14 protein-coding genes are annotated in these 14,288 nt (G+C 65.4%); 7 read left to right on the top strand and 7 right to left on the bottom strand.

Going from position 1 to position 14,288, the window contains the following annotated elements:
* Window positions 1-21: 21 nt before the first annotated feature.
* The 5 genes from FBZ93_RS03595 to FBZ93_RS03575 all read right to left on the bottom strand — a co-directional run bounded on the left by FBZ93_RS03595 (window position 22) and on the right by FBZ93_RS03575 (window position 4,866).
* Complete coding sequence (locus FBZ93_RS03595) at window positions 22-939, bottom strand: DMT family transporter (protein ID WP_146984576.1); 918 nt, start codon at window positions 937-939, stop codon at window positions 22-24.
* A gap of 129 nt (window positions 940-1,068) precedes the next feature.
* Complete coding sequence (locus FBZ93_RS03590; protein ID WP_146984575.1) at window positions 1,069-1,617, bottom strand: GrpB family protein; 549 nt, start codon at window positions 1,615-1,617, stop codon at window positions 1,069-1,071.
* Between the two features lie 57 nt (window positions 1,618-1,674).
* Entirely contained in the window at window positions 1,675-2,271 is a 597-nt protein-coding gene (locus tag FBZ93_RS03585; RefSeq protein ID WP_167528892.1) for a DUF2889 domain-containing protein, read from the bottom strand.
* A 191-nt stretch (window positions 2,272-2,462) separates the two neighbouring features.
* Window positions 2,463-4,019 (bottom strand): acyl-CoA synthetase, encoded by a 1,557-nt coding sequence (locus FBZ93_RS03580; protein WP_146984573.1) that lies wholly within the window; start codon window positions 4,017-4,019, stop codon window positions 2,463-2,465.
* Complete coding sequence (locus tag FBZ93_RS03575) at window positions 3,949-4,866, bottom strand: TetR/AcrR family transcriptional regulator (RefSeq protein ID WP_349643252.1); 918 nt, start codon at window positions 4,864-4,866, stop codon at window positions 3,949-3,951. The genes FBZ93_RS03580 and FBZ93_RS03575 overlap by 71 nt, the downstream gene beginning before the upstream one ends.
* Here FBZ93_RS03575 and FBZ93_RS03570 point away from each other — a divergent pair.
* The 5 genes from FBZ93_RS03570 (at window position 4,857) to FBZ93_RS03550 (ending at window position 9,038) form a co-directional block, all read left to right on the top strand.
* On the top strand, window positions 4,857-6,041 hold the full coding sequence (locus tag FBZ93_RS03570) for a lipid-transfer protein (protein ID WP_146984572.1): 1,185 nt from the start codon (window positions 4,857-4,859) through the stop codon (window positions 6,039-6,041). The genes FBZ93_RS03575 and FBZ93_RS03570 overlap by 10 nt on opposite strands.
* A 7-nt stretch (window positions 6,042-6,048) precedes the next feature.
* Entirely contained in the window at window positions 6,049-6,480 is a 432-nt protein-coding gene (locus FBZ93_RS03565; RefSeq protein ID WP_146984571.1) for a MaoC family dehydratase N-terminal domain-containing protein, read from the top strand.
* A complete protein-coding gene (locus FBZ93_RS03560) occupies window positions 6,477-6,884 on the top strand; it encodes a MaoC family dehydratase (protein ID WP_146984570.1) in 408 nt (135 codons plus the stop codon). Before FBZ93_RS03565 ends, FBZ93_RS03560 begins: the two co-directional genes overlap by 4 nt.
* Window positions 6,885-6,892: 8 nt before the next feature.
* Window positions 6,893-7,720 carry an SDR family NAD(P)-dependent oxidoreductase gene (locus FBZ93_RS03555; protein ID WP_146984569.1) on the top strand — a complete coding sequence of 276 codons (828 nt, stop codon included), beginning with the start codon at window positions 6,893-6,895 and terminating at the stop codon, window positions 7,718-7,720.
* Window positions 7,721-7,892: 172 nt separating this feature from the next.
* Entirely contained in the window at window positions 7,893-9,038 is a 1,146-nt protein-coding gene (locus FBZ93_RS03550) for an acyl-CoA dehydrogenase family protein (protein ID WP_146984568.1), read from the top strand.
* Between the two features lie 24 nt (window positions 9,039-9,062).
* Here the strand turns inward: FBZ93_RS03550 and FBZ93_RS03545 are convergent, their stop codons facing one another.
* Together FBZ93_RS03545 and FBZ93_RS03540 are read right to left on the bottom strand one after the other, a co-directional pair.
* Window positions 9,063-10,553 carry a methyl-accepting chemotaxis protein gene (locus FBZ93_RS03545; protein WP_146984567.1) on the bottom strand — a complete coding sequence of 497 codons (1,491 nt, stop codon included), beginning with the start codon at window positions 10,551-10,553 and terminating at the stop codon, window positions 9,063-9,065.
* A gap of 334 nt (window positions 10,554-10,887) precedes the next feature.
* On the bottom strand, window positions 10,888-11,220 hold the full coding sequence (locus FBZ93_RS03540) for a hypothetical protein (protein WP_146984566.1): 333 nt from the start codon (window positions 11,218-11,220) through the stop codon (window positions 10,888-10,890).
* Window positions 11,221-11,355: 135 nt separating this feature from the next.
* On the opposite strand from FBZ93_RS03540, the gene FBZ93_RS03535 reads away from it, so the two are divergent.
* Together FBZ93_RS03535 and FBZ93_RS03530 are read left to right on the top strand one after the other, a co-directional pair.
* Window positions 11,356-13,017 carry a thiamine pyrophosphate-binding protein gene (locus FBZ93_RS03535; protein WP_146984565.1) on the top strand — a complete coding sequence of 554 codons (1,662 nt, stop codon included), beginning with the start codon at window positions 11,356-11,358 and terminating at the stop codon, window positions 13,015-13,017.
* On the top strand, window positions 13,017-14,288 hold the full coding sequence (locus FBZ93_RS03530) for an NAD(P)/FAD-dependent oxidoreductase (RefSeq protein WP_146984564.1): 1,272 nt from the start codon (window positions 13,017-13,019) through the stop codon (window positions 14,286-14,288). The genes FBZ93_RS03535 and FBZ93_RS03530 overlap by 1 nt, the downstream gene beginning before the upstream one ends.

Here is a 14,288-nt window from a genome sequence, read left to right as displayed (position 1 = left end):
CGGCCGGGCGGCGCGTGTCGTCTAGCTTTGACGTTGTGCGAGATAGAATCCGGCCAATACGGTAACCAGCCCGGCTGCCTGCAGCGTGGTTGGTGGCTCGCCAATCAATAGCCACCCCAACAGCAGGGTCAGCACCGGTACGGTCGCAGGAAAGACCGCTGCGCGGGCTACGCCAAGCTGCTGGATCGACAGCGCGAACAGATACATCGCTGCAGGGCCGGCCAGGATGCCCTGGGCAACCGCTTGCAGCGCATTTTCGTTCAGCCCGATCGCCGCATCGCGCGCCAGCCCGCCCGAAGCGGCGTACAGCGGAAGCAGCGAGAGCGACAGCACGCTGATGACCGTGGCCACCGAGAACGCAGACACCCGCCAATAGCGCACCAGCGTCGCGAAGCCGGCAAACATCAGTCCGGTCGTCACGAAGATCAAATCGCCCATCACGGCGCTCGATCCCATATGGCCGATCGACTCGCTGCCGATCACGGCAAGCCCGGCCACGATGGCCACGGCACCGGCGACCCGGGAGAGTGAGATCGATTCCTTCAGCAAGACGACCGCAAGAAACAGTCCGCCCAGGGTCGCGCAGGAGGGCTGGATCACGCTGCCGTGCCCCAGAGGCACGAACATGAAGCCGGTATAGCTGATCAGCGACATCACCGGCCCGCCCAGCACCATCAGCGCCATGCCACGGCGCCACCCGATGCCGCCGAGGTCCTTAAGACCGGCGCGCAGAACGAGCGGGATGAACACGATGCCTGACCACAGGAAGCGATGCATCAAGAGGTCGACGGGCGTGAACCCGACCTTCAGGCCGTGCCGGGTCGCGACGAAGCCGAGCGCCCAGCAAAGCGCTGCGCCGAGGCCGCTTGTGACCCCAAGCAGTATGGTTTTGGTGTCTGGGAGGGCTGCGGCCTTGGCGCCGGCCGTATGTTCGCTCATGCCGGACGACTACGTGAGCTCACAGCGCGGATCAACCCATCGCGATGCAGGGCTGCGTGGCGCAGTGGCGACCTGCGAAGACCCATGTCGGGCGACGAGCGTGTCCGCGTGCCGGAGACCGCTTGTGCTCTAATCTCGTACCGCTGCGTGCCACGCCAGAGCTTTCGCCGTTGTCTCCTGGACGAAAACGGTTTTGCCGTTTCGATAGGCCCCGATGTTGTCCTGTGACGAAGCTGCAAGGCCCCGCTTGATGTCGGCGTAGGCGCGGGCTGCCTCGGGGTGTGCGCGGAGATAGTCGCGAAACACCACCAATGCCTCCCAACGCGGATGCGACGGCTCCGTCACGTGCAGATGGTGGGTCCACGGACCCGGAGGTCCCTTGCGGAAGAACAGTTCACCAGGGAGCCACGACGCGTAGTCCGGCATGTAGATATAGCCAAGCGCCTCAAGCGGCGCGATGCTCCGTTCTTTGGCCTCTTCGAGGCTCGGCACGCCAACCAAGAGGTCGATGATCGGCTTCGACGGGAGACCCGGAACGGCCGTGCTGCCGACATGCTCAATGGCCAGCGCGAATGCGCCGAGCGCCTGCGCGATCCGAACGCGCTCCTGCGCGAACAGTGCGGGCCAGCTGGGGTCATAGTCGGAGACGACGATCGACCCCGCGCCATATTTCTCCACGCTCACCTCCTGATCGTCTTTTCACAGACTATCACGCGGGCAGTGGCCGGGCATCACTCACGAATCCTGCTTCACCTCGACAGGCTTTTTCGCGAACTGCGGAAAGGTCTCGGCGACGACAGGTCCGTCCAGCCGCCACGAATAGCAGCCGCCGACGAAGAACGGCGGTTCGGTGACATCGCGCTGATGATCGAGCGCGCCGCGGCCCTGCGGGTCCTTGCCGGAGGTTGCGGTCTGGAACAGCGTCGTCACCGCAGGGCCCAGCAGCTCGGCGAGATGGGTGCAGGTCTCCAGCTTGCCGATCTTGCGGCGGACGAGCTCGCGCCAGCCCTTGCCGATACGCTCGCCAACCAGCCGCTGCAAAATGCCCTCGACATCGAGGCAGGACGGGTAGGGCGTCGAGGCCATATTGGTGCCGGTCTCGCGGATCGTGAAACTGTCGTCGACCGCAAGCCGCAGCCTGATGTCGTGCACGGGATCCTCGGGCTGCTGCAGGCCGCGATGCTTGTCCTGCCGCGCATAGGGCTTGGTGTCGACCAGCCGCGCCTCGACCTCCCACAGCCCGTCGTCGCGGAGATAGCCGAGACATTCGACGGAGCGGCGGTGCATCAGGCGGCGGGGCTTGCCGTCGGCATTGGTATCAGGTGCGGACATCGGAACTCGCTGGATTGAAGCTAGAGTGATCCAATCGGCCGCATGGTTGGATGTCAACGCTTGCGGGTGAATGGCGTTATGAGGCGCCGTCATTCCGGGATGGTGCGAAAGCACCAGACCCGGAATCTCGAGATTCCGGGTTCGGTCCTGCGGACCGCCCCGGAATGACGGAATATGCCCGAGCGCCGCGATCAGCTCACGCGCCGTTCGCGGTTCTCCCAATACGGTTTGCGCAGCTCGCGCTTCAGGATCTTGCCGGCGCCGGAGAGCGGCAGCGGCGTCGCGGTGATGTCGACGCTGCGCGGGCATTTGTAGCCGGCGATCAGCGCCTTGCAGTGCTCCATCAGCTCATCGGGCGTAGCGCTTGCGCCGCTCTTCATCACAACGACGGCGTGGACCTGCTCGCCCCAGCGTTCGCTCGGGATGCCGATCACGGCGCATTGCGCCACCGACGGGTGCTGGGCGAGGGCGTTCTCGACCTCGGCCGAATAGACGTTCTCGCCGCCGGAGATGATCATGTCCTTGACACGATCGACCACGTAGACGAAGCCGTCCTCGTCCATGTAGCCGCCGTCGCCGGTGTGCATCCAGCCGTCGATCACGGCGCGCGCGGTCTCCTCCGGGCGCTCCCAATAGCCCATCATCACCATATCGCCGCGCACCGCGATCTCGCCGACGGTGCCTGTTGGTACCACCTGATCCAAGGCGTCGACGATCTTCACTTCGGCGCCGAGGGTGGCGCGACCGGCGCCGCGATGTCGGCCCTTGGCGCGCCCGTCGCCGATATGCTCCTTCCAGTGCAGCAGCGTCGCGATCGGCGACAGCTCGGTCATGCCGTAGGCCTGGGTGAATTCGACATGCGGCAGCGCCTTCATGGCGCGCATCAGCACGGCGTCGCTGATCACGGAGGCGCCGTAGGAGATGCGCTTCAGCGACGACAGGTCGTAATGGCCGAGCGTCGGATGATCGACGAACATCTGGATCATGGTCGGCACCAGCAGCACGTCGGTGATGCGCTCCTTCTGCACGGCGGCGGCGACGCCATCGGGCGTGAAGCCCTGGATCACGACGTTGGATCCGCCCGACAGCAGCACCGAGTACATTGCCGCGCCGTTGGCGAGATGGAACATCGGCGCTGCGTGCAAATAGATCGAGGTGCCCGGCCACAGGCCTTCGCCGAGTGCGTTGAGCGCATTGGCCATCAGATTGCCGTGGCTCAGCATCACGCCCTTGGAGCGGCCGGTGGTGCCGCCGGTGTAGAAGATGCCGGCGAGATCGTCGCGGGTGCGCATCGCGTCCAGAATAGGTTCGCTCTGCGCGATCAGCGTCTCGTAATTTTCCATGCCGGCGGCCGTCTCGCCCTCGTCGGCATAGACCAGCTTCAGGCCGGGGATCGCGCCAGCCAAGGTCGCGCCGACCGCCGCAAACGCCTTGTCGACGAACAGGATGGTGGCGCGGCAGTCGCGCAGCGCACCCTCGTTCTCGATCGGAGACCAGCGGATGTTGAGCGGCACGATCACGGCGCCGGCCCAACCGACCGCGAGGTACAGTTCGAGATAGCGGTCGGAATTCAGCGACAGGATCGCGACGCGGTCGCCGTCCTTGGCGCCGAGTCCGCGGATGGCGGCGGCGAGGCGGGCGACCCGGTCGCCGACCTCGCGCCAGTTGCGCCGCCGCTCACCGCAGACGACCGCGAGCCCGTTTGGATTGACCTGCAGCGCGCGCCGCAGCCCGTGTGTGATGTTCACTCTCATCCTCCCTTGGTGCGTTTCCGTTGCGAGGCGGTTTGTCCGCCTTCTCTGCAGCCGGAACGGCTGCTTTCTGCGCTGTCTTGCGCGTTGCTGTCGTGGCGATCCCCTCGGTGAGGCGGATCGCGAACTCTTCGGCGACGGCGCGCCCGGTCATCTCACCGCCGGGCTGGAACCAGTGTCCGATCCAGTTCAGCGAGCCTGCGATCGCGAACGCCGCGAGCTTCGCGTCGCACGGTTTCACCGAACCGTCCTCAACGCCCTGCGCGATATAGTCGCGGAAGGCGCGGTCGATACGTCGCTTGGCCGTCTGCACGATCTTGCGGTTGTCCTCGCTGAGATCGCGGAGGTCGAAGCGAACCAGGCTCTTGCCGTAGTCCTCGGTCATCAGCTCGGCATAGCGGACGATCAGCTTGCGCAGCTTGCTGAGGCCGCTGCCGGTGCTTACCGAGGTCTCGGCGATGCAGTCGTCGACCAGCTCATTACCGATCGACCAGCATTCGTAGAGGATCTCGTCCTTGCCGCGGAAGTAATTGTAGAGCGCCGGCTTGGTGATGTTGAGCCGCCTGGCGACCTCGTTCAGCGTGGCGCCGTGGTAGCCCTGTTCCAGAAACAGGGCGACGGCCGTGCGCAGCACCGCCTCGCGCTTCTCGTCGCGGGCCCGGCGCCGGCTCTCGAAGGGCAGCCAGGGGGACTGGCTGGAGGAGGGGATCTGACCGTCGTCCATATCTTGAAGCCGGTGTCGTGAGGCCGATGCCGCATTGACTCTGCGTGATGGCCCGTATATTACCCACGGGTAATAAATAGTCCAGTGGGTAATTTTCGGGAGGACAAGCGATGACGTCACGCACCTATGTTGCCGGGGTCGGCATGATCCCGTTCGTCAAGCCCGGCGCCAACGCGCCGTATCACGTGATGGGCGCCGAGGCCGCGAAGCTCGCGCTCACTGATGCCGGTCTCGACTACGGCCGTGTCCAGCAGGCCTATGTCGGCTATGTCTATGGCGACTCCACCTGCGGCCAGCGCGCGCTCTACCCGGTCGGCATGACCGGCATCCCGATCGTCAACGTCAACAACAACTGCTCGACCGGCTCGACCGCGCTGTTCCTGGCGCGGCAGGCGATCGAGTCCGGTGCGGCCGATTGCGTGATGGCGCTCGGCTTCGAGCAGATGAAGCCCGGTGCGCTCGGCGCCGTGTTCACCGACCGCCCCAGCGCGTTCGACGATTTCGACGCCGCGGCCGACAAGCTGGTCGACGCGCCCGGCGTGCCGCTGGCGCTGCGCTATTTCGGCGGCGCCGGCCTCAGCCACATGAAGAAATACGGCACGCCGCTCTCTGCCTTCGCCAAGGTGCGCGCCAAGGCGAGCCGCCACGCCAAGAACAATCCGCTGGCGCTGTTCCGCAAGGAAGTGACCGCCGACGACGTGATGAACGACCAGGTGATCTGGCCCGGCGTGATGACACGGCTGATGGCGTGCCCGCCGACCTGCGGCGGCGCCGCCGCGATCCTGGTCTCGGAGAAGTTCGCCGACCAGCATGGCCTCAACAAGAGCGTCCGCATCGCGGCGCAGGCGATGACGACGGACACGCCGTCGACCTTCGGCGCCGACGACATGATGCAGGTGGTCGGCTACGACATGGCGCGCGATGCTGCCAACAAGGTCTATGAAGCCGCCGGCATCGGCCCCAAGGACCTCGACGTCGTCGAGCTGCACGACTGCTTCGCCCATAACGAGCTGATCACCTATGAAGGGCTCGGCCTGTGCGGCGTGGGCGAGGCCGCGAAGTTCATCGACGACGGCGACAACAGCTATGGCGGCAGGATCGTGACCAACCCGTCCGGTGGCTTGCTCTCGAAGGGCCATCCGCTCGGCGCCACCGGGCTTGCGCAGTGCTACGAGCTGACCCGGCAGCTGCGCGGCACCGCTGCGGCAACGCAAGTGGATGGCGCGCGGCTCGGCTTGCAGCACAATCTCGGCCTCGGCGGCGCCTGCGTCGTCACGCTCTACGAACGCGCCTGAGGCTGCCATGGTCGATCAATCCGCTGTCGGGCGTGCGTTCACGCCGGTGACCGCGCGCGTCGAGCCGGGACGCCTGCGCTTCTTCCTCGATACGCTCGGCGAGACCAATCCGGTCTATCGTGATGAGGCAGCGGCGCCGGTGCCGCCGACCTATCTGTTCTGCCTGGAGATGATGGACGCAACGGTACCGTTCGAATTCCTGACCGCACTTGGCATCGATCTCGCCCGGGTGCTGCACGGCGAGCAGCGTTTCGATTATCACGCTCCCGTCGTGATCGGTGACACCCTGACGTTCCATCCGCGCGTTGCCAGCGTGACCGACAAGAAGGGTGGCGCGATGACGCTGATCGTGGTCGACACGCCGGTCACCAACCAGAACGGTATCCACGTCGCCGATGTCTCGCGCACCATCGTGGTGCGCAATGCGAGGCCGTCATGAGTAGCAGCGTTCCCTCGGTCGGCGACGTCATCGTCCACAAGGAATTTCCACCGATCACCCGGCATCGTCTGGCGCTGTATTGCGGCGCCTCCGGCGATCACAACCCGATCCATGTCGACATCGACTTCGCGAAGGCGGCCGGCTTCCCCGACGTGTTCGCGCACGGCATGCTGGTCATGGGCTATCTCGGCCAGGCGCTGACGGATGCGGTCGCGCCGTCGCGGATCCGCTCGTTCTCGACCCGCTTTGCCGCGATCACCCAGCTCGGCGCGAAGCTGACCTGCGAAGGCACGGTAACCGAGTTGATCGAGCAGGGCGGCGAGCAGCGCGCAAAGCTCGCGCTCACCACCAAGGACCAGAACGGCGAGATCAAGCTCGCCGGCGAAGCCATTATCGCGCTTTAGGAGAGATCATGTCGAAACTGCAAGGAAAGGTCGCGCTCGTCTCTGGCTCCGGCCGCGGCATTGGGCGCGCGATTGCGCTGAAGCTTGCGAGCGAGGGCGCGTGCGTCGTGGTCAACGATCTCGATGCCGAGCCGGGCAACGCCGTCGTCGCCGAGATCAAGGCCATGGGCGGCGAGGCGATCGCGGTCAATGGCAGCGTGACCGAGGCCGGGTTTGCCGATCGCTTCGTAGGTAGCGCCATCGAGCAGTTCGGCGGCCTCGACATCATCGTCAACAATGCCGGCTACACCTGGGACTCGACGATCCAGAAGATGTCCGACGAGCAGTTCCAGGCGATGCTCGACGTGCATCTGGTCGCGCCGTTCCGCATCATGCGCGCGGCGTCGGAACCGATCCGGGTGATGGCGAAGAAGGAGGCCGAAGCGGGACGCGAGGTGTTCCGCAAGGTCGTCAACATCTCCTCGATCGCCGGCCTCTACGGCAATGCCGGGCAGGCGAGCTACTCTTCCGCGAAAGCCTCGCTGATCGGGCTGACGCGCACGATGTGCAAGGAGTGGGGCCGCTACAAGGTCAACGTCAATTGCGTGGCGTTCGGCCTGATCAATACCCGCCTGACCCAGCCGATTGAAACCCAGCAGAAGACCATCGATGTCGCCGGCCGCGACATCAAGATCGGCGTGCAGCCGCAGATGCTGGAGGCGATGGGTCGAATGATCCCGCTCGGCCGCGGCGGCACGCCGGAGGAGGCGGCGGACGCGGTCTACCTGTTCTGCGCGCCGGAATCGAACTACATCAGCGGTCAGGTGATCGTCGCCGGCGGCGGCCTGATCGTCTAGTCTGGTTGCGTCACAACGCGTCGTGGTGCCTCCGCGTCATTGCGAGGAGCGATAGCGACGAAGCAATCCATCGCTCCGCGCATGCGGTGAGATGGATTGCTTCGCTTCGCTCGCAATGACGGGGATAGGTCGTGGTCGTCGGCACACGCATAGAACGAACAAAGAGGCTATGATGCACTACCGATCGTCCTGGATGACCGAGGAGCTGGACACCTTCCGCGACCAGTTCCGCAAATTCCTCGCCAAGGACCTGGCGCCGTACGCCGAGACATGGCGCGCGCAGAAGCTGGTCGACCGCTCCGCCTGGCGCGCGCTCGGCGAGATGGGTGCGCTGTTGCCGAGCGTGCCGGAGGCCTATGGCGGCCTCGGGACCAGCTTTGCATATGACGCTGCGGTGCTCGACGACCTCGAGAGCACGGTCCCGGAATTGACCACCGGCGTCTCCGTGCACAGCGCGATCGTCGCGCATTACATCCTCAACTACGGCTCGGAGGAGCAGAAACAGCGCTGGCTGCCGAAGATGGCGTCGGGCGAGATGGTCGGCGCGATCGCGATGACCGAGCCCGGCACCGGCTCCGATTTGCAGAGCATCAAGACCACGGCGAAGAAGCAGGGCAATTCCTACGTCATCAACGGCCAGAAGACGTTCATCACTAACGGCCAGGCCGCAGATCTCGTGATCGTGGTGGCACGCACCGGAGCGCCAGGCGCCAAGGGCATTTCGTTGATCGTCGTTGAAACCGCCGGCGCCGAGGGCTACCGGCGCGGGCGCAACCTCGACAAGATCGGCCTGCACGCGTCGGACACCTCGGAGCTGTTCTTCGACAATGTCACGGTGCCGCCGGAGAACCTGCTCGGCAATGAGGAGGGCAACGGTTTCGTGCAGCTGATGCAGCAATTGCCGCAGGAGCGGCTGTCGCTGGCGATCGGCGCCGTCGCCTCGATGGAGCGCGCGGTGAAGATCACCGCCGAATACACCAAGGAGCGCACCGCGTTCGGCAAGCCGCTGATCGAGTTCCAGAACACGGCGTTCACGCTCGCCGAGCGCAAGACCGAGGCGATGATCGCCCGCGTGTTCGTCGACTGGTGCGTCGAGCGCCTGGTCGCCGGCGACCTCGACACCGTGACGGCCTCGATGGCGAAATGGTGGTGCTCTCAGAAGCAGGTCGAGACCGCCGACGAGTGCCTGCAGCTGCATGGCGGCTACGGCTACATGCAGGAATATCCGATCTCGCGGATGTTCATCGATTCCCGCATCCAGAAGATCTATGGCGGCACCAACGAGATCATGAAGGTGCTGATCGCGCGCTCGCTGTAGGCAAGCGCGCGATCCCGGCGGCGACTACATCGCGCGCACGTTCTTGAGGAACTTGTCGACCTGAACTTCCAGTTCGGAGGCGTTGCTGGCGAGCTCCCCGGAGGCCGCCAGGACGTTCTCGGCGGCTTTGCTGGCATCGTCGATCGCCTTGGTGGTTCCGTTGATGTTTGCGGTGACCTCCTTGGTGGCCGCGGCCTGTTCCTCGACCGCGCTGGCGATCACTGTCGAGATCTCGCTGATCTGGACGATGACCTGCGAGATCGCCTTCAGTGCGGTGGCGGTGTTGCCGGTCGCGGTCTGCATTTCGTTGATCTGCGCCGAAATGTCCTCGGTGGCCTTGGCGGTCTGGTTGGCCAGCGCCTTCACCTCGGATGCGACCACGGCAAAGCCGCGTCCGGCCTCGCCGGCACGCGCGGACTCGATCGTCGCGTTGAGCGCAAGCAGATTGGTCTGGCCGGCGATCTGGCTGATCAGCGCGACGACGTCGCCGATCTTCTGCGCCATGGTCACAAGGCCCGCCACCAGCTTGTCGGATTTCTCCGCTTCCTCGACCGCCATGCGGGCGATGCGGCTCGCCTCGGCAACCTGGCGGCTGATCTCGTTGACGGACGAGGAGAGCTCTTCGGACGCGGACGCCGCGCTCGCTGAGCGCTGGTTGACGAATTCGGCGGTTGTCGTCAACGACCGCGCCGTGCCCTGCATTTGCGTCGAGGCCGATGCCAGCATCCCGGCAAGGCCCTTCACGTTCGTCTCGAAATCGTCGGCCAGCTTGACGTTGCCGGTGACCACCGACCAACTCAACATCGCGCCGGTGTAATTGCCGCGCTTGTCGGTCAGCCCGGAGACCCTGAGGTCGAGCGTTTCCGGGCCGAGCTTGATCTTGGCGGCGTGCGGCAGGTTCTTGGGATCGCCGACGATGCGGCGCTGATGCGCCGGGTTCTTGTGGAAGATGTCGAACGAATTGCCGAGGATCTGGTCCGGCCGCACCGGAAGCAAATGCTTCACCGTGTCGAGCGTCTTGAGGCTGGTCTGGTTGATGTAGGTGATGTTGAAATCGGTATCGCACATCATGATGTTGATCGGCATGTTGTCGAGCATCTGCAACAGCCGCTCGGTCTGGGTTTCAAGCCGCGCCTTTTCGGTCGCGAGCTCCCAGGTCAGCATCGGCCCAGTGTAGCGGCCGCGCGAATTGCTCATCGCCGTCACGGTGAGATCGAGCGTCTCGCCGCCGATGGTGATGCGCGCCTTGTGCGGCAGGTTCTTCGGATCGGACAGCAGCCGGCGCTGATGCTGCGGGTTTTTGTGAAAGATATCGATCGACTGACCGATCAGTGCGTCGACCTTCACCGGCAGCACGTGCTCGATCTTCTTCAGATTCTGCCGCGTCGACTCGTTGATGTAGGTGATCCTGAAATTGTCCAGCTCGCAGAGCATGACACTGATCGGCATGTCGTCGAACAGCCGATATGAACTGTCCGAGCCGACGACGCTTGCGACGCTCTTCATCCCCAACATGCATTGCCTCCAGCATTGATATCAATTGGTGAACTGAAAACGCTGCACCTGATCGGCAGCAGAAAATGTTCCGCCGCCGCATAGCGGGTAGGTGCGATACACGATTTACAATTTCTGACTGCATAAAACGGTAGGCGATTCGAGTTCCATCCAGAAGTGCATGCAATGAGCTGTGCGTGATCGCGCAAGGCATCACGCGTGGTGCATGCAATGAGCGCCGCCGAAATCGGCGCGCTACGCACCGATTTGCTGTGAAATTGGCGCGATCTCGCGAAGAAGTCGTGAAATGACCTCGCGTCGCACCGTAGTCTTACGGAAACAACCGCGCGCGCACTTAATGTTTGTTAGAGTGCATTTGACGGAAAGTGTATGCAGATTGTGCCGCGCCGGGGTCACGCGCGCTGCAAAGCGCATCGTGTCGATCGTTTCGCGCCGTCGTCGCGCGCAATGGTTCTGACGGTGCAGCTTGCCGATCGTTCTCGCTCGCACACTGCTGCATCGCCGCTAGAGCCGTTGAAAGAAGCTCGCGCAGGTTGAGCCGGGCGACGCACGATGTGTCTGTCGATCGCAGGACGATGACGACCGGCTTGCGCGCCGGCCGGGCCGCTGCGATCCAGCCGGCGATCGTCCGCTCTGCGGAAATCGACGACGAAACGACGTTGCCCATTGCCTATCGCATGGCTTGACGCCGCTGCGGCCTCGCGACGCGGCTTCGGCCTTGCACCATATTTCGGTCTATCATACCCCGTGGGACCACGTTCCGCGCGACGCCAAGGCGCGCCAATGCCCGCAGGGAGCCCTCATGACCAAAAGCAATGCCCGCACCGGAGGCCAGATCCTGATCGACCAGCTGGTCGCGCAAGGCGTTGAGCGCGTCACCTGCGTGCCGGGCGAGAGCTATCTGGCGGCGCTCGACGCCCTGCATGACAGCCCGATCGACGTCGTGATCTGTCGCGCCGAGGGTGGGGCGGCAATGATGGCGGAAGCCTATGGCAAGCTCACCGGACGTCCCGGCATCTGCTTCGTCACCCGCGGCCCGGGCTCGACCAATGCGGCCCATGGCGTGCACATCGCGATGCAGGATTCCACTCCGATGATCCTGTTCGTCGGTCAGGTCGACACCGGCATGCGCGAACGCGAGGCGTTCCAGGAGCTCGACTACAAGGCGGTGTTCGGCACCATGGCGAAATGGGCGGTCGAGATCGATCGTCCCGACCGCATTCCGGAACTGGTCGCGCGCGCGTTCCGCGTCGCGCTGCAGGGCCGGCCCGGCCCGGTCGTGATCTCGCTGCCGGAGAACATGCTGACTGAAACCGCGGCCGTCGCCGACGCGCCGAAGGTCGAGCCTGCGGCGACCTGGCCGGCGCCCTCGGATCTCGAACGGCTCGGCGCGATGCTCGCATCCGCCAAGGCGCCGATCGTGGTGCTCGGTGGCTCGGGCTGGACCGAACAGGCGGCGAAGGGCATCGCGCGCTTTGCCGAGCGTTTTGATCTCCCGGTCGCCACCTCGTTCCGTCGTGCCTCGCTGATCGACGCCGATCACTCGCATTATGCCGGCGATCTCGGCATCGGCCCGAGCCCGAAACTGAAAGACCGCATCACCGGCGCCGACGTCATCCTGCTGATCGGCGGCCGCATGTCGGAAATGCCGTCGTCGTCCTACACGCTGCTCGACATTCCCACGCCGAGCCAGAAGCTGATCCACGTCCATCCCGGCACCGAGGAGCTCGGCCGCGTCTACCAGCCGGCGCTGGCGATCCAGGCGACGCCGGCAGCGTTCGCCGCCGCGGTCGAGACCATGAAGCCCGCAGCCGCGCCCGCCTGGAAGGGCGAGGCGGCGAAGGCGCACGCCGATTATCTGGCCTGGACCGACAAGCCGCGCGAGCTGCCGGGCAATTTCCAATATGGCGAGGTCGTGACCTGGCTGCGCGATCGGCTGCCGAAGGATGCGATCGTCTGCAACGGCGCCGGCAATTATGCCGGCTGGATTCATCGCCACCATCGCTTCCACAGCTTCGCGGCGCAGCTCGCGCCGACCTCGGGCTCGATGGGCTATGGCGTGCCGGCGGCCGTGATGGCCAAGCGGCATCATCCGGATCGCGTCGTCGTCGCGTTCGCCGGCGACGGCTGCTTCCTGATGAATGGGCAGGAGTTCGCCACCGCCGTGCAGTACGACGCAGCCCTGATCGTGGTCGTCATCGACAACGCGCAATACGGCACCATCCGCATGCATCAGGAGCGCGACTATCCCGGCCGCGTCGTCGGCACCCAGCTCAAGAATCCGGACTTCGCGCTTTACGCCAAGGCGTTCGGCGGCCATGGCGAGCGGGTCGAGCGCACCGAGGATTTCGCGCCGGCCTTCGAGCGGGCGCTGGCCTCCGGCAAGCCGGCGATCCTGCACTGCCTGGTCGATCAGCGCGCGCTGTCGGTCGGCAAGGACTTCCAGCCGCAGGCCGCGAGCTGATGCCAGAGTCAGCCGGCCGTCACGTCGCGATCATCGGCGCCGGCGCGGTCGGCGTGATCTCGGCTATCGAGGCGCTGCGTTGCGGCCACCGCGTCACGCTGATCGATCCGGGCGAACCCGGCGGTCAGCAGGCGGCGAGCTATGGCAATGCCGGCTGGCTGTCGTCGCATTCGGTGATCCCGCCGGCCGAACCTGGCACCTGGAAGAAGGTGCCGGGCTATCTGATGGACCCGCTCGGGCCGCTCGCGATCCGCTGGTCCTATCTGCCGAAGGCCTTGCCGTGGCTGGTCAAGTATCTGCTGTCGAGCTGGACCGAGGCGCAGGTCGAGGCCACCGCACGGGCGATGCGCGATCTCCTCAAGGACGCGCCGCTGCTGCACCGGCGGCTCGCCGAGGAAGCCGGCGTGCCCGAGCTGATCGAGCGGCGCGGGGTGATGCACGTGTTTCCCTCGCGCGCGCCGTTCGACCGCGACCTCGGCTGGCGCATCCGCAAGCGCGTCGGCATCGAATGGCTGGAGCTCGATGAAGACGAGATGCGTCAGCGCGAGCCCGATCTGCATCCGCGCTACAAGTTCGGCGTCGTGGTCGAGGAGGCCGGACGCTGCCGCGATCCCGGTGCCTATGTCACGGCGCTCGCCGCGCATGCGATTGCGAACGGCGCCGAGCGTATCGCCGCCAAGGCGACAGGCCTCAGGCTTGCGGGCGACAGGCTCGTTGCCGTGGTCACCGAGAGCGGCGAGATCGCCTGCGATGCGGCGGTCGTCGCCGCCGGCGCGCGCTCGAAGCAACTGACCGCATCGATCGGCGATCGGCTGCCGCTGGAAACCGAGCGTGGCTATCACGTCATGATCGAGAGCCCGGAATCCGGACCGCGCAATTCGATGATGGCCTCGGACGCCAAGATGGTCGTCAACTGGACCGACAGGGGCCTGCGCGCCGCCGGCACGGTGGAGATCGCCGGGCTCGACGCCGAGCCGAACTGGAAGCGCGCCGAGATCCTGCGCGAGCATCTCTTCAGCATGTTCCCGAAGCTGCCGAGGGATATCCCGCCGTCGCGGATCAAGACCTGGTTCGGCCATCGCCCGAGCATGCCCGACGGACGCCCCTGCATCGGCCATAGCCGCGCCTCGCGCGACGTGGTCTATGCGTTCGGCCACGGCCATGTCGGCCTGGTCGGCTCGGCCCGCACCGGCCGGCTGGTCGCGCAATTGCTCAGCGGCCAGGCGCCGGAGATTCCGCTCGCGCCGTTCGCGCCGTCGCGCTTCCTCTAG

The organism is Bradyrhizobium macuxiense, assembly GCF_007993935.1.
Lineage (GTDB): Bacteria > Pseudomonadota > Alphaproteobacteria > Rhizobiales > Xanthobacteraceae > Bradyrhizobium > Bradyrhizobium macuxiense_A.
Note: the sequence above shows the minus strand (reverse complement) of the source record. Positions and strands in the feature narration are given on the sequence as shown.